The organism is Streptomyces broussonetiae (genome assembly GCF_009796285.1).
GTDB lineage: Bacteria > Actinomycetota > Actinomycetes > Streptomycetales > Streptomycetaceae > Streptomyces > Streptomyces broussonetiae.
Window position 1 is genome coordinate 1348357 of sequence record NZ_CP047020.1, and the last position, 17451, is coordinate 1365807.

The 17451-nt window shown below is 73.2% G+C and carries 15 protein-coding genes; 8 read left to right on the top strand and 7 right to left on the bottom strand.

The window, feature by feature from the left end:
- Positions 1–20: 20 nt before the first annotated feature.
- Positions 21–2036 (bottom strand): NADPH-dependent 2,4-dienoyl-CoA reductase, encoded by a 2016-nt coding sequence (locus GQF42_RS06445; protein ID WP_158918498.1) that lies wholly within the window; start codon positions 2034–2036, stop codon positions 21–23.
- Between the two features lie 162 nt (positions 2037–2198).
- Here GQF42_RS06445 and GQF42_RS06450 point away from each other — a divergent pair, with 162 nt between their 5' ends.
- The gene (locus GQF42_RS06450; RefSeq protein ID WP_158918500.1) at positions 2199–2612 is read left to right on the top strand and encodes a tautomerase family protein; all 414 of its coding nucleotides are present in this window, start codon (positions 2199–2201) and stop codon (positions 2610–2612) included.
- A 17-nt stretch (positions 2613–2629) separates the two neighbouring features.
- Here the strand turns inward: GQF42_RS06450 and GQF42_RS06455 are convergent, their stop codons facing one another.
- Together GQF42_RS06455 and GQF42_RS06460 are read right to left on the bottom strand one after the other, a co-directional pair.
- A complete protein-coding gene (locus GQF42_RS06455; RefSeq protein WP_158918502.1) occupies positions 2630–3001 on the bottom strand; it encodes a hypothetical protein in 372 nt (123 codons plus the stop codon).
- Between the two features lie 176 nt (positions 3002–3177).
- Positions 3178–4059: a hypothetical protein gene (locus GQF42_RS06460; protein WP_158918504.1), complete on the bottom strand. Its 882-nt coding sequence runs from the start codon at positions 4057–4059 to the stop codon at positions 3178–3180.
- 309 nt (positions 4060–4368) lie between these two features.
- Here GQF42_RS06460 and GQF42_RS06465 point away from each other — a divergent pair, with 309 nt between their 5' ends.
- Positions 4369–6447, top strand: a complete 2079-nt coding sequence (locus tag GQF42_RS06465) for a SpoIIE family protein phosphatase (RefSeq protein ID WP_158918506.1) — start codon at positions 4369–4371, stop codon at positions 6445–6447.
- 3 nt (positions 6448–6450) lie between these two features.
- On the opposite strand, the gene GQF42_RS06470 is transcribed toward GQF42_RS06465, so the two are convergent.
- Positions 6451–7251, bottom strand: a complete 801-nt coding sequence (locus tag GQF42_RS06470; protein WP_158918508.1) for a putative protein N(5)-glutamine methyltransferase — start codon at positions 7249–7251, stop codon at positions 6451–6453.
- Between the two features lie 839 nt (positions 7252–8090).
- Here GQF42_RS06470 and GQF42_RS06480 point away from each other — a divergent pair.
- The gene (locus tag GQF42_RS06480; protein ID WP_158918510.1) at positions 8091–9323 is read left to right on the top strand and encodes an AAA family ATPase; all 1233 of its coding nucleotides are present in this window, start codon (positions 8091–8093) and stop codon (positions 9321–9323) included.
- A complete protein-coding gene (locus GQF42_RS06485) occupies positions 9320–10561 on the top strand; it encodes a vWA domain-containing protein (RefSeq protein ID WP_158918512.1) in 1242 nt (413 codons plus the stop codon). The genes GQF42_RS06480 and GQF42_RS06485 overlap by 4 nt, the downstream gene beginning before the upstream one ends.
- A gap of 820 nt (positions 10562–11381) precedes the next feature.
- Here GQF42_RS06485 and GQF42_RS06490 read toward each other — a convergent pair.
- On the bottom strand, positions 11382–12497 hold the full coding sequence (locus GQF42_RS06490; RefSeq protein ID WP_158918514.1) for an ABC-2 transporter permease: 1116 nt from the start codon (positions 12495–12497) through the stop codon (positions 11382–11384).
- Between the two features lie 124 nt (positions 12498–12621).
- Here GQF42_RS06490 and GQF42_RS06495 point away from each other — a divergent pair, with 124 nt between their 5' ends.
- Complete coding sequence (locus tag GQF42_RS06495) at positions 12622–13020, top strand: MarR family winged helix-turn-helix transcriptional regulator (RefSeq protein WP_233273752.1); 399 nt, start codon at positions 12622–12624, stop codon at positions 13018–13020.
- A 52-nt stretch (positions 13021–13072) separates the two neighbouring features.
- Here GQF42_RS06495 and GQF42_RS06500 read toward each other — a convergent pair whose 3' ends face one another.
- Positions 13073–13834, bottom strand: coding sequence for a GNAT family N-acetyltransferase (locus GQF42_RS06500; protein WP_158918518.1), 762 nt, complete (start codon positions 13832–13834; stop codon positions 13073–13075).
- Positions 13831–14754, bottom strand: coding sequence for an NADP-dependent oxidoreductase (locus GQF42_RS06505; RefSeq protein ID WP_158918520.1), 924 nt, complete (start codon positions 14752–14754; stop codon positions 13831–13833). The genes GQF42_RS06500 and GQF42_RS06505 overlap by 4 nt, the downstream gene beginning before the upstream one ends.
- A 171-nt stretch (positions 14755–14925) precedes the next feature.
- Between GQF42_RS06505 and GQF42_RS06510 the strand changes: the two genes are divergently transcribed.
- From GQF42_RS06510 to GQF42_RS06520, 3 genes are all read left to right on the top strand, one after another.
- Positions 14926–15531 (top strand): sulfite oxidase-like oxidoreductase, encoded by a 606-nt coding sequence (locus tag GQF42_RS06510; RefSeq protein ID WP_158918522.1) that lies wholly within the window; start codon positions 14926–14928, stop codon positions 15529–15531.
- Between the two features lie 109 nt (positions 15532–15640).
- The gene (locus GQF42_RS06515; RefSeq protein WP_199273033.1) at positions 15641–16360 is read left to right on the top strand and encodes a ferredoxin reductase; all 720 of its coding nucleotides are present in this window, start codon (positions 15641–15643) and stop codon (positions 16358–16360) included.
- 337 nt (positions 16361–16697) lie between these two features.
- Positions 16698–17282, top strand: a complete 585-nt coding sequence (locus GQF42_RS06520) for an Rv1733c family protein (protein WP_199272587.1) — start codon at positions 16698–16700, stop codon at positions 17280–17282.
- Positions 17283–17451: the final 169 nt, after the last annotated feature.

Consider the following 17451-nt stretch of genomic DNA (forward strand, 5'->3'; position numbering starts at 1 on the left):
AGGGACGTGCCGGGGCGGCCCTACAGCGCCGCCGCCAGCTCCGTGCCCTGCTTGACGGCCCGCTTGGCGTCCAGTTCGGCCGCGACGTCCGCACCGCCGATCAGATGGACGCTGTGGCCGGCGGCGGCCAGCTCCTCGTACAGGTCGCGGCGCGGCTCCTGGCCGGTGCACAGCACGACGGTGTCGACCTCGAGGACCGTGCTCTCCTCGCCGACGGTGATGTGCAGCCCGGCGTCGTCGATCCGGTCGTAGCGCACGCCCGGGACCATGGTCACGCCGCGGTGCTTCAGCTCGGTGCGGTGGATCCAGCCGGTGGTCTTGCCGAGGCCCGCGCCGACCTTGGTGGTCTTGCGCTGCAGCAGGTGGACCTGGCGGGGCGGGGCGGGCCGCTCGGGCGCGGCCAGGCCGCCCGGCGCCCGGTAGCCCAGGTCGACGCCCCAGCCGCGGAAGTACGTCGCCGGGTCCTCGCTCGCCTTGTCGCCGCTGTCGGTGAGGTACTCGGCGACGTCGAAGCCGATGCCGCCGGCGCCGAGGATGGCGACCCGCTCGCCGACGGGCGCGCCGTCGCGCAGCACGTCCAGGTAGCCGACGACGCGCGGGTGGTCCACACCGGGGATGTCGGGGGTGCGCGGGGTGACGCCGGTGGCGACGACGACCTCGTCATAGCCGGTGACGGTCTCGACGGTGACCCAGGTGCCGAGGCGTACGTCGACGCCGCGGGTGTCGAGCTGGTGGCGGAAGTAGCGCAGCGTCTCGTCGAACTCCTGCTTGCCGGGCACCTTGCGGGCCACGTTGAGCTGGCCGCCGATCTCGCTCGCGGCGTCGAAGAGCGTGACCTCGTGGCCGCGTTCGGCGGCGCTCACCGCGCAGGCGAGGCCGGCCGGTCCCGCGCCGACGACGGCGACGCGCTTCTTCAGCCGGGTCGGGGAGAGCACCAGCTCGGTCTCGTGGCAGGCGCGCGGATTGACCAGGCAGGAGGTGATCTTCCCGCTGAAGGTGTGGTCGAGGCAGGCCTGGTTGCAGCCGATGCAGGTGTTGATGGCCTCGGGCGTGCCGGCGGCGGCCTTGGCGACGAAGTCGGGGTCGGCAAGCATCGGGCGAGCCATCGACACCATGTCGGCGAAGCCGCCGGCCAGCAACTCCTCCGCGAGTTCGGGAGTGTTGATGCGGTTGGTGGTCACCAGCGGCACGGACACCTCGCCCATGAGCTTCTTGGTGACCCAGGTGTAGGCGCCGCGCGGCACCGAGGTGGCGATGGTGGGGATGCGGGCCTCGTGCCAGCCGATGCCGGTGTTGATGATCGTCGCCCCGGCGGCCTCGATCTTCCGGGCGAGGGTGACGACCTCCTCCAGCGACGAGCCGCCGGGGACCAGGTCCAGCATGGACAGCCGGTAGATGACGATGAAGTCCTCGCCGACGGCTTCACGCACCCGCTTGACGATCTCGACGGGGAACCGCATCCGGTTCTCGTAGGAGCCGCCCCAGCGGTCGGTGCGCCGGTTGGTCTGCAGGGCGATGAACTCGTTGACGAGGTAGCCCTCGGAGCCCATGATCTCCACGCCGTCGTAGCCGGCCTGCCGGGCGAGGCGGGCGGCGCGGGCGTAGTCGTCGATGGTCCGCTCGATGTCGGCGTCGGTCATCTCGCGCGGCACGAAGGGGCTGATCGGCGCCTGCAGCGGGCTCGGCGCGACGAGGTCCTGGTGGTAGGCGTACCGCCCGAAGTGCAGGATCTGCATCGCGATCCGGCCGCCCTCGCGGTGCACGGCCTCGGTGACGGCCCGGTGCTGCTCGGCCTCCGCCTCCGTGGTGAGCCTCGCGCCGCCCTCGTACGGCCGGCCCTCGTCGTTGGGCGCGATGCCGCCGGTGACGATGAGGCCGACTCCGCCGCGGGCGCGGGCCGCGTAGAACGCCGCCATTCGCTCGAAGCCGCGCTCGGCCTCCTCCAGGCCGACGTGCATGGAGCCCATGAGCACGCGGTTGGGCAAGGTGGTGAAGCCCAGGTCGAGCGGGGTCATCAGATGCGGGTAACGGCTCATCGGGCCCTCCGTGCACGGGTGTCGTCGCTCCTTTTTGTAGAGGACACCCGGCCCTTTGTGCAACTAGTTGCACAACCGTCGAAGGGTGACACCAGCCACTCTGTACCTACTAGTATGTACATGCAGCACGGAACGACACCCGCTTCGAGAGGATGTCCCGCCATGCCCCTCGTCCGTATCGACGCGCTCGGCGCCGACCCCGCCCGGCTCGACGCGCTCGGCCAGGCCGTCCAGGACGCCCTGGTGGAGACGCTCGGCGTCCCGCCCGAGGACCGCTTCCAGGTGCTGAGCGGCCACGCCGGCGTGACCAGCACCCTGCGCTACGACGACCACCTCGGCATACCCAAGGACGACTCGGTGGTGTTCGTCGCGATCACCCTGCGCGCCGGGCGCACCCCGGACCGCAAGCGCGCGCTGTACCGGCGGATCGCGGATCTGGTGCACGAGCGGACGGGCACGCACCCGCAGAACGTGTTGGTCACCCTCACCGAGAACACGTCCGTCGACTGGTCCTTCGGGCACGGGCTGGCGCAGTACGCCCCTGCCGGCGAGGAGCCGGCCGGGGCGCTGTCGTAGGACTGCCTCAATCCCTGTCAGGCGCTTTCCAGGCGCAGGTGCAGGTCCCGCTCCTGGTCGCCGGAGGCCGTACAGGTCTCCTGAACGGTGAAGATCGAGTCCAGGGTGTGCCGGAACCGGTCCACCGCCCAGTAGCCGCCCTGGATGTCCGCCTGGACGGACGCACCGAGGTGGACCGGCGGGCAGTGCCTTTCGTGCTCATCCATGACGTCGTACGTGCCGAGCCACACCATCGGCCGCGTCTCGTGCAGTTGCTGCGGCACCTCCTCGGCGCCCCGGTCGGACGCGAAGCAGGACCTCAGGGCGTCGAAGACGATGCGGGCGTCCTCCTTGGAGCCGCTGATCTCCACCGTGACGGTTTCCGGATGCGACCGCTCCGTGTGTGCCATTGATCGCTCCTTTCGTGGCCGCGCTGCGGTGGAACGGGGTACCCCGCCGAACCGCGTCCACCCCCCAGGAAAGCACCACCGGACGCGGAGCACACCCCAGCCGGGGTCAGCCGCGCCCGGCGGCACCCAGCCGCACCCAGCCGCACTCAGCCGCACTCAGCCGCACTCAGCCGCACTCAGCCGCGCGAGAACTTGTACGTCTTGCTGTCGGTGAGGATGCAGAAGCCGGGCGACATCACGATCACGCGCAGGATGCCCGTGCGCCGGTCGTAGTCGATGCCCTCCACCTCGAAGGTGCCCGAGCAGCCGCTGCGCAGCGGCAGCTGGCGCAGGGCGGTGACATGGCCGGTGACGTCCGAAGAACCGTTCGGCGCGGCCGACAGGTCGATCTGGAGCAGCGGCTTGGTCATGCCGAAGAGGCTGCCGTCGGGGTCGTCGGAGGAGCACAGCAAGGTGGTGGGCCCGGAGAAGTCGCAGCCCTGGACGTCACGGACGGGGTGGTCCAGGTTGACCGTGGAGGCCTGCGGGAGATCGGCCGAGGGCGAGGTGGCGGGGTTGACGCCGGGGGTCGGGAAGACCAGGAAGCGGTTCATCGTGCCCCACTCGCCCGAGAGCATCCACTGGCCGTCCGGAGAGATCGCGTCCCAGGAGTTGTTCAGGGCCTCGCCGGGGCTCAGTGTGTGCACGTACTCCGACCAGGTGCCGTCGGGCGCCTGTACGCGGTACATCTTGGAGTTGCCGGAGTCCTGCTGGTAGGGCTCGATGTAGTAGCCGTTGTACGAGGCGTCGGGGTCGCCGACGTGGTTCCAGCCGCGGACGGAGACGCTCAGTGGGATGGTGCCGATGCCGGTGTACCGGTTGGGGCTGTTCGCCGGGACCTCGACGGAGGCCAGCCCCTGGCTCTCGGTCAGCGGGTCGGCGCGGTCGGAGCCGGTCTCGGTCCAGTTGTCGGCCGCGGACGCGGGCACGGGTGCGGCGAGGGACACGACGGCGGCGGTGGCCAGAGTGACGAGTCCGGCGAGGACTGCGTGACAACGTTGCCGGGCGGGCGCGGGCATGGCCGACTCCTCGGGCGGGATTTAGGGGGTACTCGGTCGGCGGACAGTCTGGCGTGGCCAGGTAGTCATGTACAGGCCAATAGAGCAACATGAGCGTGAACTCTCCCGGCCGGCGCGGTCGGCGTGCAGGATGTCCGCATCAGGAGCCGGCGCCGGGCGCGCAGACTCCGACGGACGCGTACGGCTGTGGTGAGAGATGGTGGAGATATCCGGCAAAGGCGCCGGGGAGTCGGGTGTGAGCACGGTGGACCAAGGGCAGTCGGCACGCCGGACGACGTACCGTGCCGACGGGCGAAGGCGGTGCAGGGCATGAGTGCAGCCGAGGCTCCGGCCGCACAGGGCGGTGAGCCCGTGCGCGGACCGGTGCGGCCCAGCGGTCTGCTCGACGTGCTGGGCGTGGCGTCGGTGGTGCTGGACACCGACGGCCGGATCGTGCTGTGGAGCCCGCAGGCCGAGGAGCTGTTCGGGTACACCGCGCAGGAGGCGCTCGGCGAGTTCGCCGCCCGGCTCATGGTCCACGAACGGCACCTGGAGCTGGTCGGGAAGCTCTTCGCCGATGTGATGCGCACCGGGCAGAGCTGGGCGGGCGGCTTCCCGGTCCGGCACAAGGACGGCAGCACCCGTCTGGTGGAGTTCCGCAACATGCGGCTGCTGGACGACCGCGGTGACGTGTACGCGCTCGGACTCTGCGCCGACCAGTCGACCGTACGGCGGCTGGAACAGGACGTGGCCCTGTCCGAACGGATGGTGAGGCAGTCACCGAGCGGACTGGCTGTCCTGGACCCGCAGCTGCGGTTCGTCTCGGTGAACCCGGCGCTGGAGCGGATCAACGGGCTCCCGGCCGCCGAGCAGGTCGGCCGTCCGCTCCGGGAGGTGGTGCCCCTGCTGGAGGCGGACACCCTGGAGGCGGAGGCCCGGCGGGTACTGCAGAGCGGCGTGCCGCTGATCGACCGGCCCGTCGTCGGCCGCACCCCCGCCGACCCGGAGCAGGACCACACCTGGTCGCTGTCGCTGTACCGCCTGGAGGACGCGCTCGGCAACGTGCTCGGCGTCGCGGCCTCCCTGGTCGACATCACCGAGCAGCACCGCGCCTCCCTGGAGGCGGAGGCGGCCCGGCGCCGGCTCGCCGTCATCGCCGACGCCTCCACCCGGATCGGTACGACGCTCGAGCTGGACCGCACCGCCCGCGAGCTGGCCGAGGTCGCCGTACCGGAACTCGCCGACGTGGCCGCCGTGGACCTGCTGGACGCGGTCGTGGGGGGCCGGCGCAGCGCGCTGGGTCCGGCGGAGCCGGCGGTGATCCGGGCCCTCGCGGTGCGCCCGCAGGACGACTCGGAGGCCGTACGGGCCGCCGATCCGCCCGGCGCGATCGCCCGGTACGAGCCGGACCGGCTGGTCACGGAGTGTGTGCGCTCGGCCGAGGCGGTGCTGGTCCAGCAGGTGAAGGACGAGGACCTGCCGCGGATCGCCCGCTCCGCCCGGGCCGCGGAGCTGCTCGGCCGGGCGGGCCTGCACTCCTATCTGGCGGTGCCACTGATCGCGCGCGGCGAGGTGCTCGGCGCTCTGGACCTCAAACGCACCCGCAATCCTGCGCCGTTCGACGAGGACGACGTGGTGCTCGCCCGGGAGCTGGCCGCCCGCGCGGCGGTGCAGATCGACAACGCGCGCTGGTACCAGAACGCCCGCAACACCGCCCTCACCCTCCAGCGCAGCCTGCTGCCCAGCCATCCGCCGGTCACCACCGGCCTGGAGGTGGCCTCCCGCTACCAGCCGGCCGGGGCCACCAGCGAGGTCGGCGGCGACTGGTTCGACGTCATCCCGCTGGAGGGCGGCAACACCGCGCTCGTGGTGGGCGATGTGATGGGCAGTGGGATCAACGCGGCGGCGACCATGGGCCGGCTGCGCACGGCGACCACCACGCTGGCCGCCCTCGACCTGGACCCGGCGCTGCTGCTGGAGCACCTGGACAAGACGACGTCGGCCCTGGACCACTCCATCGCGACCTGCGTGTACGCCGTCCACGATCCGTATCTGCGACAGTGCCGGATCGCCAACGCGGGCCATCTGCCACCGGCCCGGGTCCGCCCCGGCCGGCCGCCGGAGCTGCTCGACCTGCCCACCGGGGTGCCGCTGGGCGTGGGCGGGATCGGGTTCTCCACCGTCACCGTCGACTTCGAGCCCGGCGACGAACTCGTCTTCTACACCGACGGGTTGGTGGAGACCCGCCGCCACTCGCTGGACGAACGGCTGGACTTCCTGCTGTCCCTGCTCGGCGACCCGGGCCGCCCGCTGGAGGAGACCTGCGACCTCCTCCTGCGGACCCTGCACCACCCCGACAACCACGACGACGTCGCCCTGCTCATCGCCCGGTCACAGCAACTGACGTAGGGGTCAGGGCAGTTCGCCGACGACCACGTGCGCGTACAGCTCCTCGCAGACTGCCAGACGGGCCGTCAGGCCCGCGTCGGCGAAGGCCCGCAGGGCGGCCGACGCCTGGCGCTCGCTGGTCTCGCTGAGCAGGCGGCCGCCCGGAGCCAGCCACTCGGGCGCCCCGGCGGCCACCCGGCGCAGCACGTCGAGGCCGTCCGCGCCGCCGTCCAGGGCGACCAGCGGCTCATGGTCGCGGGCCTCGGCCGGCAGCAGGGGGACCTCGGCGGTGGGGACGTAGGGCACGTTGGCCAGCAGGACACCGACGCGCCCGCGCAGAGCGGCGGGCAGGGCGTCGTAGAGATCCCCCTCGTGGGCCCGGCCGCCGAAGGGGGCGAGGTTGTCGCGGGCGCAGCGGACGGCCGCCGGGTCGATGTCGGCGGCGTGCACCTCGGCACCGTCCAGGGTGGTGGCGAGAGCCGCGCCGAGCGCGCCGGAACCACAGCACAGGTCCACGACGACGGACGCGGCCGGCGCCTGCGCCAGGGCCTGGTCGACCAGGAACTCGGTACGGCGGCGGGGGACGAACACCCCCGGATCCACGCGGACGCGCAGCCCGTGGAACCGGGCCCAGCCGAGGACCTGTTCCAGCGGGAGCCCGGCGACACGCCGGTCCACCATCGAGGTCAGTTCCGCCGGACCGCGAGCGGTGGCGAGGATCAACTCCGCCTCGTCCTCGGCGAAGACGCACCCGGCGGCGCGCAGCGCGGCCTCGACCGCAGAAAGGGAGGGAAAAGGGAAAGAAGGGAAAGAAGGGGAGGGCACGAGGTGCTGAAGCCTTTCGGGAGCGCTCGACCGGTGGGCGCTCCCGCGGTCACCGCTTGCGGTGCACCGCGCCGTCCTGAGGAGAGAGCACCCCGGCTGACACAGCGGTGATGGGTCCCACCTCCTCGGCAATCAGGGCCGCGACGGATGCGCGACCGGGCGGCCAGCCTATCCCAACGGCCGCGCCCGGGCCGCCGCGCACCCGGCACCGGGCCCGAACGGCGCCCGGTCGCGCGGAGTTGTCCCGGAAACCGGGTGACACACCGCCCGGCCCGTGGTTAGCATCCCCGCGATGACGACTTACTCCACGTTCGGATGGGGGGTCCCGTCCGCGGAAGGTGAGCGCTGATGCTCTCCTCCACCGCGTACGGGGACTCCCGGCTCTCCCTGTGGCAGCGCGTGCGTACGTACGCCGTGCCACCGTCCATGATCGAGCTGGCCACCGGCCGCCGGGCCGCCGGTGACTGGGCGGGGGCCTGTGCCGCCGCCCGGATCGACGTCGACCTCGATCTGCGCTCCGTCGCCCGCGCCCATGGCCGGGACACGGCGTCCCGGCTCCGCGCCGACCTCCGCCATCTCGCTCCCGACCTGCTGCGCTGGCACATGCCGAGGATCGCGCCCGACGGGCTGCTGCGCCCGGGGCTGACTCTGACGCTGGCCACGTACGGCGGCTCGGGGCGGGCCGGGCCGCTGCATCTCGTGGCCCGTACCCCGCCGGCCTGGGCGGATGCGGGCCAGCGGATCGGCCTCGCCCTGTGGGATCCGGCCGGGGCACGGACCGGCGGCCATCCTCATCCGCACCCCAACCGGCGCTACCGGCTCGATCTGCACCGGCACCTGTGGGACGCGCGCAGGGCCGCCGAGCTGCGCGACCGGTCGGGAGCGACTCCCTCTTGGACCTGCTGCGCGTCACGGCCACCGAGCCGCGCGCCGACACCCAACTGGAGGCGCTCACCCTGGCCGTGGCCGCCGACCTTCCGGTCCTGCTCTGGGGTGAGCCCGGCATCGGCAAGACGGCGGCACTGAACCAGCTGGCCGACGCCGTGGACCTGCCGCTCACCACCGTCATCGCGAGCGTGCACGAGCCGTCCGACTTCTCGGGACTGCCCGTCGTAGGAGACGATCCCGCCGTGCAGGGAGTCCCGATGGCTCCGCCGGACTGGGCGGTGCGGCTCGTGCGCGCCGGGCGGGGGCTGCTGTTCCTGGACGAGCTGTCCACCGCTCCCCCGGCCGTACAGGCGGCGCTGCTGCGGCTCGTGCTGGAACGGCGGATCGGCGCTCTGCGGCTGCCGGCCGGGGTACGGATCGTGGCCGCGGCCAACCCGCGCTCCTCGGCGGCCGACGGCTGGGAGCTGAGCCCGCCGCTGGCCAACCGGTTCGTGCATCTGCAGTGGACCCACGATCACGACGTCGTCGTACGCGGCCTCGGCGGGACCTGGCCGCGGGCGACGCTGCCCCGGCTCGCCCCGGAGCGGCTGCCGGAGGCGGTGGCGTTCGCCCGACGCGCGGTGTGCGAGTTCCTCGTAGCCCGCCCCGGGCTGGTGCACCGGCTCCCCCAGGGAGAGAACCGGCGGGGCGGGGCGTGGCCGTCGCCCCGCAGCTGGGAGGCGACCCTGCGGCTGATCGCCTTCGCGACCGCCGCCGGATCCTCGCGGGACGTGCTGTCGTTGCTGGTCCGGGGCGCTGTCGGGGACGGTCCCGGACTGGAGCTGCTGGCGAGCCTGGCCCGGATGGAACTGCCCGATCCCGAGTCGCTGCTGGCCGACCCGGCGCACGCCGCGCTGCCCGAGCGCGGGGATCTGCGGCAGGCCGCGCTGGACGCGGTGGTGGCCGCCGTCCGCACCCGGCCGGAGCGGGCCCGCTGGGACGCGGCCTGGGCGTTGCTGGTGCGGGCGATGCAGACCGGCGCACCGGACGTCGTGGTCGTCCCGGCGACCACTCTGGCCTCCCTGCGCCGGGAGGACTGGGAGGTGCCGGCGGCCGTCGAGCGGCTGGCCGGGGTGGTGTCCCTGTCCCGGCGGGCCGACGAGGCCGCCCGCCGGGCCGCGCGGACCGTCGGGTCCCGGCGATGACGTCGGACTCGCCCGGGGCGCTGGACCTCGGCAAGCTGTTCGCCGCGCGGCTGCACGCGGCCCGTGTGCGGCCGTATCTGGCCACGGCGCTGTTCGCGCTGCGGCCGGTGGAGTCGCGTGAGGTGCCGACGATGGGCGTCGACCGGTACTGGCGGTGCTACGTCTCCCCCGCGTTCGTGGACCGCACACCGGTGGAGGAACTGGCCGCGGTGTGGGTGCACGAGGTGGCACATCTGCTGCGCGACCATCACGGGCGCGGCGACCGGGTCGCCCGCGAGCGCGGGCTGAGCGGTCCGGCGGAACGACTGCGGATCAACATCGCGGCGGACTGCGAGATCAACGACGACGTGTACGGCGACGGTCTGCGGTGCCCCGAGGATGCCGCCACACCGCACCGACTGGGGCTGCTTCCGGACTGGTTGATGGAGGACTATCTACGGCACTTCCGGCTCGGGCCGTGGGTGGAACGGCTGGCGTGGCTGGACTGCGGCAGCGGCGCCGATGGGCTGGAGCGGCCTTGGGAACTGGGGCCCGACGGCGCGCACGGGCTGAGCGAACAGGAGCGGGACGCGGTCCGGTTCCGGGTGGCCGAGGGCATCAAGGGCGCACCGGGCGACGCACCGCAGGGCTGGCGGCGCTGGGCCGAGGAGGTGTTCCATCCGCCGCAGCCGTGGCGCCAGTTGCTGGGCTCGGCGCTCCGCTCGGCCGCCTCCGCGCCGGGCGTGGGCGACGACTACAGCTACGGCCGCCCGTCGCGCCGCTCGGCCGGACTGCCCAAGGTGGTGCTGCCGAGTCTGCGGCACACTCCGCCGCGGGTCTGTGTGGTCGTCGACACCTCGGGCTCGGTCAGCGACGCCGAACTGGGCAGCGCCCTGCTGGAGGTGACCGCCATCTGCCGGACCCTGGGCGGGCGGCGGGACCTGGTCTCCGTGCTGTCCTGCGACGCCGCGGCGCAGACCGTGCAGCCGCTGTGCCGGACGGAGGGCATCGACCTGGTGGGCGGCGGCGGCACGGATCTGCGCACCGGGTTCGCCCGGGCCCTGCGCACGCGGCCCGACGTGGTGGTGGTCCTGACCGACGGGCAGACCCCCTGGCCCGAGGCACGGCCGGCCTGCCGGACGGTGGTGGGACTGTTCGCACGCACCGGCAGCGCGTACGACGAGAACGATGCCGCCTACTCGCCGGACACACCGCCGGCCTGGGCACGGGTGGTGACGATCGGCTCGGCATCGAGGTGAGCGACAGGGGCTCCGCCCACCTCGGCGCGGACCGATCCGGGCCGGTGACCGACGGGGGGCCTTGGCCGGTGGCGGGTGGGACTGCGGCCGGGGTGGGGGTGGAGCCTCGCCGGTGCCGAAGGGAAGCCCGACCGGTGAGTGAAGCCCCGGCCGGTCACGAACGGAAGCCCGACCGGAAAGTGAAACCCTGGCCAGTGCCGAGCAGAAGCCTGACCGGTGAGTGAAGCCCCGGCCGGTCACGAACGGAAGCCCGACCGGAAAGTGAAACCCTGGCCAGTGCCGAGCAGAAGCCTGACCGGTGAGTGAAGCCCCGGCCGGTGATGGGCGGGACTGCGGCCGGGGTGGGGGTGCCACTCCGGCCGGTGACGGGCGTAACCCTGGCCGGTGGAGGGTTGGTTTGGCCGGTGGAGGGTGAAGTCTGGGCGGTGGCGGGTGGTCGTTTGGCTGGTGACGAGCGTCCCCCAGCCGGTGACGGGGCCCAGGGCGGCGCTCGGGCCGAACGCCTGGTGGCGGGGTCTTCGGCGAGCACCGATGAACCCGGCGGGTGGCCAGGTCTCCGGTGGGCACCGGGGCCCGCTCAGCACTGGCGTCCGTGGGCGGTGGCGGGTCCTCGATCAGCGCTCGGGCGTGTGGCCGGTGCCGAGGTCTCCAACCGGCGACGGTCCCCAGCCGGCACCACCGTCACCGAGATCCCCAACCGGCACCAGCACCTCCAGCCGCTGCCGGCGTCCCCGGCCGGGACTCGGGTCTCCGGCCGTCGGCCAGGGGCCGGCTGATGTCGGTGTTCCCGGCCCGCGGTGAGGTCCCGGTCGGCATCGGGTCAGACGCCGACCGTCTCCTCGACCTCTTCCTCGACCTCTTCCTCGGTCTCGGCAGTGGCCTGCGCCTCGGGCCGGGCCGGCGCCGTGTGCGGCGCTACGGACGCGGAGGCCGGCTGCGGCTGCGCGGTGGTCCCGTCGTGGCCGGCCGCGTGCCGGGCGTGCCGGGGCCGCTCGTACAGGGCCGCGATCCCGGTCACCGCGAGACCCACCAGCAGCCAGACCACGAGGGTCCACACATTGCGGGCAAGGCCGTCGTCGCCGAAGTACAGCAGGCTGCGCAGGCCCTCGACGAAGCCGGCGCCGTTCCAGAAGGCGTGCAGGGTGCCGAAGAAGCCGTTCTGCAGCTCGGGGCGGAACAGACCGCCGGAACTGGTGAAGTTGAGCATCACGAACAGCACCATCATGGTCAGCGTGGTCCACCGCTTCAGGAAGGTGTGCAGGCCGACGCCGATGAGAAGGATGCCCGCGGAGTACAAGGACGCCATCGCCCACAGGCTCGCCAGGTCGTGGTGCGCGAGGTGGAACACCGGCCCGGCGAGCAGCGTCCCGATACCGCCGACCACGACGGCGACACCGACCGCGAGCAGCGCCCGTACTCGCATCGCGAGCGCGGCGCCCGCCGCGCCGAGGGCGGCGACCGAGGCGTAGGAGCCGATGCTCACCGCGATCAGCAGGAAGAACAGGCCCTGGCCGGTGGGATCGTCGGCGACCGGCGCGGCGACGTCGGTGACCTTCAGCACAACGCCCTGCTCGGCGGCGACCGGCATGAAGACCTTCTCGACGGCCGTCGCACCCATGTCCGAGGCGGCGCTGGCCACCAGCAGCTCGGGCGCCTTGGCGCTCGGCACATAGGCGCCGGTCACATCACGCGACTTCAGCAGGTGGACGGCGTCGGCGCGGGTGGCGACCGTACGGACGTCGAGCTTGTCCCCCGCCGTGTCCTTGACCGTCTGGGCGAACACCTTCGCCTGCGGGGTGGTGCCGACGACGGCGACCGGCAGATGGTGCGGCTCAGGGGTGACGAAGGCCCCCATGTAGGCGAGCCCCATGCCTATGCACATCAACAGCGGGGTGATCAGGTGCGTGAGCACATGGCGCAGCGCCGGGGACTTCATCGCGCAGGACCTCCAAAGGTTGGCTTATACAACTTCCAGGCAAGTTGTGCTATACAACTAGAACGCCGGAGGAGGTATTCCTGTGAGCGCAGCGGAGTCGGCCGTCGAGGCGATCCAACGCGAGATGACGATCTTCGCCCGCCGGGCCCGCGCCTCGGCAGGCCGTATGCACCCCGAGCTGTCGCTGGTGTCGTACACCCTGCTCAGCCATCTCGAGGAGCAGGGCGGCTGCCGGGCGACGGACCTGGCGGCGCACTACGCCCTGGACAAGTCCACCGTGAGCCGTCAGGTGGCGGCGCTGGAGCGGGCCGGGCTGATCGAGCGTCGCCAGGACCCGGAGGACCACCGGGTCCAGGTGCTGCATCTGACGGAGGCGGGCCAGGAGATCCTCGCCCAGGTCACCCGCAGCCGCCGCGCCGCCTTCCGCGAGCGGCTCGCCGACTGGCCTCAGGAGGATCTGGTCCGCTTCGCGGCCTATCTGGAGCGGTACAACGCGGGGCCCGGCCATGCGGCGTCCGGCTGACCGGTGCCCCGAGACCGCCCGGACCCCGGTGGTGGCGCCCCGCTCGTGACGGCTACGCCACCGCTGCCGCGCTGCGGTCGTGCGCAGGCTGCTGCGGGGCGCGGGCCGCGGCGAAGGCGGTGCGGCGGCGCAGCCGGAAGCCCAGGGACTCGTACAGCCGGATCGCGGTCGTGTTCTGGGCGCCGGTGTGCAGGAACGGCGTCTCGCCGCGCTCCCGGATGCCGTGCGCGACCGCGCGGATCAGGCGGGTGGCGAGACCCTCGCCACGGAAGGCCGGATCGGTGCAGACCGCGCTGATCTCGGTCCAGCCCGGCGGATGCAGCCGCTCGCCCGCCATGGCGATCAGCGCACCACCACGGCGGACGCCGAGGTAGGTGCCGAGTTCGATGGTGCGCGGCAGGAACGGTCCGGGCCGGGTGCGCGTCACGAGGTCGAGCATCTCGGGCACGTCCGCCGGGCCGAGGCGGACCGCCTCCGCGTCCGGTGCGGCATCGAGACCGTCGTCCACGAGTTGCACACCGTCGATCCGGAAGGTGATCTCCCAGCCCTCGGGCACCTCGCCGCGAAAGCCCGGCAGCGGGACCTCGGCCCCGGGACCCGCCAGCGCGGCCAGGTCCGCCCAGTCCCGCGCGTCCGGCTCGTCGGGCAGCGCGAGCCACGGGGAGACGTCGAGCGGGTAGCGCAGCACCCGGCCGCGCCGCTCGGCGAAACGGGCGTGCGGGCCCGTCAGCGCTGCCAGGGCGGGGTTGTCGAGGACGTGCGGGGCGGCGGCGGTGGTTGCCTCGTCGCCGCCCGCGCCGGCTATGACGCTCACTCGGCCACCTCGATCACGATCTTGCCGAGGGTGTGGCCGTCCTCGACGGCCCGCAGCGCCTGGTCGGCCTGTTCCAGCGGGAAGGCGCGGGTGACGAACGGCTTGAGCGCGCCGCGTACGACGAGGTCGGCGACCGCCGCCATGACGGCGGTCGTGCGGACCCGCTCGACACGGGCGCCGCCCAGCGCGGCGACGGCGTCGAGCGGGGAGCCGGCCGTCACCAGCTTGCTGCGGTCCTTGAGCAGCTCGGCGGCCTCGGCGAGCACCGGGCCGCCCACCAGGTCGTACACCCCGTCGATCCCCTCGGGCGCGGCGGCGCGCGCCCGCTCGACGAGGCCGGGGCCCGAGGAGACGTGGACGGCGCCGAGCGACTCCACGAAGTCCTTCTTGCCCTCGCTCGCCACGCCCACCACGCGCAGGCCGAAGGACCGGGCGATCTGCACGGTCGCACTGCCCACCCCGCCGCCCGCGCCCGTCACGAGCAGGGTCGAGCCCCCGGGCAGCGCGAGCTGGCGGACGCCGTCGTAGGCAGTGGCCGCGGCGACGGGGAGGGTGGCTGCGTCACGGAAGGAGAGCGCGGCGGGCTTGTGAGCACTCGCACCGGCGGTGAGCAGGGCGTACTCGGCGTACCCACCGGCCGGTGCGCTGCCGAACACTTCGTCCCCGACGGCGAAGCCGGTGACGTCCGGGCCGACCTCCGCCACGACGCCCGCGGCCTCGCTGCCGAAGACCATGGGGAAGGCGCGCTCCCGCTCGCCGGGGCGGAGGAATCCCTGGCGCAGCTTCCAGTCGACGGGATTGACTCCGGCCGCACGGACCGCGATCAGGATCTCGCCGGGGCCGGGACTCGGACGGTCCAGCTCGGTCAGCGCCTCGGCCTCCGGTCCGCCGTGCCGCGTGTAGACATACGCCTTGGGCATGCTCGTTCCTCGCTTCTCTCGCGCTGTCACCGGTCTACCGGTGTCGGCATCGAGCGCAAAGGAGAAGCGCCGCAGAGCTATTCCCCAGGCCCGAAAGAGTTCATACGGACGCAATGATGCGGGCGGTGACCTGGGGCTGAGCCCCCGGGAAGGACAGCGTACGGTTGAAGTATGAACGTCACGCGAGGCTTCACGGGCCGCCCGCGCGTCCACAACCCGGGGCTGCCGCCCGGGCAGTACGACGCGGGCGACGACTGGCCCGTCCTGTCCGCCGAGGTCACCCCCGACCTGGCGCCGGCCGACTGGTCCTTCCGTGTCGACGGCCTGGTCGAGCGGCCGCACACCTGGGACTGGGACGCGGCGCACACTTTGCCGGCGTCGGCGTACGACGGCGACATCCACTGTGTGACCGGTTGGTCCAAGTTCGGCGTGCGGTTCGGCGGCGTCTCGCTGGACGCGTTCCTCAGTGTGGCGCGCCCCCATGTGTCCGCGACACATGTCGTCGCCTACTCCCACAGCGGCTACACCACGAACCTGCCGCTCGCCGATGTCACCGACGGGCGGGCCTGGATCGTCTGGGAGTACGGCGGAAAGCCCTTGCCGTCCGAGCACGGCGGCCCGGCGCGGCTGATCGTGCCCCACCTGTACTTCTGGAAGAGCGCCAAGTGGATCGCGGGCCTGACACTGCTCGACCACGACGAGCCGGGCTTCTGGGAGCGCAACGGCTACCACGAACGCGGCAACCCCTGGGAGGAGCAGCGGTACTCCGGTGACTGAGACGGTGACGACGAACCCGCCGGCCCCGGGCCGGAGCGCGGCCGCCCCGGAGCCGACCGCCCCGGCCCCGGCCACCGGCCCGACAGCCGTTCCCGCGACACGGTTCGCCGTGCCCGGACGGATCGCGGTCAGCAACCGAACGGCGGCCGAGTGGCAGACCGCCACGCTGACGGAGATCCGGCGCGAGACCCCGCAGGCGGCCACGTTCCGGCTGGCCGTGCCGCAGTGGGCGGGGCACCTGCCCGGTCAGCACCTGATGCTGCGGCTGACCGCGCCGGACGGCTACACGGCGCAGCGCCACTACTCCATCGCATCGGCGCCGGACGACTCCGGTAACATCGAGCTGACCCTGGACCATGTGCCGGACGGCGAGGTCTCCGGCTGGTTCCACACCACGGCCCGCCCGGGTGACACGGTCGAGGTGCGCGGGCCCCTCAGCGGCTTCTTCGCCTGGCCGGGCGACCGGCCCGCGCTGCTGATCGGCGCCGGTTCCGGGGTCGTACCGCTGATGTCGATGGTGCGGCACCACCGGCTGCGCGGGCTCACCGTGCCACTGCGCCTGCTGGTGTCGGCGCGCGGCCCCGAGGAGCTGATCTACGCCGCGGAGCTGGGCGCGGAGACGACGCCCGTGTTCACCCGCCGCGCCCCCCAGGGGGTGCCGGTGGGACGTCTGGCCGCCGCACATGTGGCGCCGCTCCTGGCCGACCAGCCTGCCCATGGGTGGGAAGCCTATGTGTGCGGATCCAACGCCTTCGCCGAGCACGCGTCCCGGCTGCTGGTCGCGGCGGGGCAGCCGGTGGAGCGGATCCGCATCGAACGCTTCGGCTGACCCGGCAGACCCGGCCGCCGCCCCGGCAGACCCGGCGGCCACTCCGGCAGCCCCGCGCCATTTCGGCAGCCCCGACCGCCGCCTCGGCTGACCCGGCTGCGCGAGCCCGCAGGCCCACAGCCGGGTCGCATGTCGGGTCGGCCGCGCGATCGTGGGGCGCGTGGCTCGATCCGCGCTTCAAGCGGGCTTGAACTCGCGATTCGCGGCGTGAGCGAGGGGCACCGTACCGGGTACGAGACGAGTGTGGACGCTCGTGTGCGTGAGCGGCGGGGGGGGGGGCAGCGGGCAGTGCGGCGGCTCGTCCGGTTCTCCGGCTCCGTCCGGCGAGGAGGTGCACATGCGTAGCCGGGTGCGTGGCTGGCGCTGGCAGCGCAATCCGCTGCGGCGCCACTCGGATGTCGTGGAGGCATGGACGGTACTGGTCGTGGCCGTCCTGCTGTTCGTGGTGGCGCCCCTGGTCGGCGTGGCCGCGGGTCTGCGCGCGCACGACCAGGCCAGTGCGCTCGCGGCAAGGGCCCGTGCCGCACGGCACGAGGCCCGCGCCCAGGTGATCGGCGACCCGCCCCGGCGGGTGTCCGCGGCGGAGGGCGTGCGCCAGAGCCCGTACCGTGCCCAGGTGCGCTGGACCGAGCCCGGCAAGGGCACCCGCACCGCCTGGGCCCGGGTGCCGGCGGGGACGCGGATCGGCGACACGGTTTCGGTGTGGTTCGACGGGCAGGGCCGTGCCGTCGCCCCGCCGCCCAACGGCACGGCGGTCTGGCAGCACGCGGTGACCATCGGTGTGTGCGCTGCGGGCGGTGCGGCGGCCGTCGTGCTCTTCGGCCACGCCATGGAGCGCCGGATCGCGCTGCGCCACCGGATGGCGGAGTGGGAACGGGAGTGGGCGCAGACCGGACCGAGGTGGAACCAGCCCCGGACCTGACGGCGACCGGATCACGGCGCGCCGACGAGCCGGCCGCACCCTGTGGCAGTAAACGCTTGCCCACCGCGTGACCAGCACGGCGATCCCGCGCACATCGCCTCCGCGCGCATCCCTGGGCCTGGCCGACGCTCCGATCACGGACGTACGGTGAGCTGACGCACTGTCCCTT

Coding starts and splice junctions, on each gene's coding strand:
- GQF42_RS06445 (WP_158918498.1), bottom strand. CDS start 2,036: ATGAGCCGTTACCCGCATCTGATGACCCCGCTCGACCTGGGCTTCACC.
- GQF42_RS06450 (WP_158918500.1), top strand. CDS start 2,199: ATGCCCCTCGTCCGTATCGACGCGCTCGGCGCCGACCCCGCCCGGCTC.
- GQF42_RS06455 (WP_158918502.1), bottom strand. CDS start 3,001: ATGGCACACACGGAGCGGTCGCATCCGGAAACCGTCACGGTGGAGATC.
- GQF42_RS06460 (WP_158918504.1), bottom strand. CDS start 4,059: ATGCCCGCGCCCGCCCGGCAACGTTGTCACGCAGTCCTCGCCGGACTC.
- GQF42_RS06465 (WP_158918506.1), top strand. CDS start 4,369: ATGAGTGCAGCCGAGGCTCCGGCCGCACAGGGCGGTGAGCCCGTGCGC.
- GQF42_RS06485 (WP_158918512.1), top strand. CDS start 9,320: ATGACGTCGGACTCGCCCGGGGCGCTGGACCTCGGCAAGCTGTTCGCC.
- GQF42_RS06490 (WP_158918514.1), bottom strand. CDS start 12,497: ATGAAGTCCCCGGCGCTGCGCCATGTGCTCACGCACCTGATCACCCCG.
- GQF42_RS06495 (WP_233273752.1), top strand. CDS start 12,622: ATGACGATCTTCGCCCGCCGGGCCCGCGCCTCGGCAGGCCGTATGCAC.
- GQF42_RS06505 (WP_158918520.1), bottom strand. CDS start 14,754: ATGCCCAAGGCGTATGTCTACACGCGGCACGGCGGACCGGAGGCCGAG.
- GQF42_RS06510 (WP_158918522.1), top strand. CDS start 14,926: ATGAACGTCACGCGAGGCTTCACGGGCCGCCCGCGCGTCCACAACCCG.
- GQF42_RS06520 (WP_199272587.1), top strand. CDS start 16,698: ATGCGTAGCCGGGTGCGTGGCTGGCGCTGGCAGCGCAATCCGCTGCGG.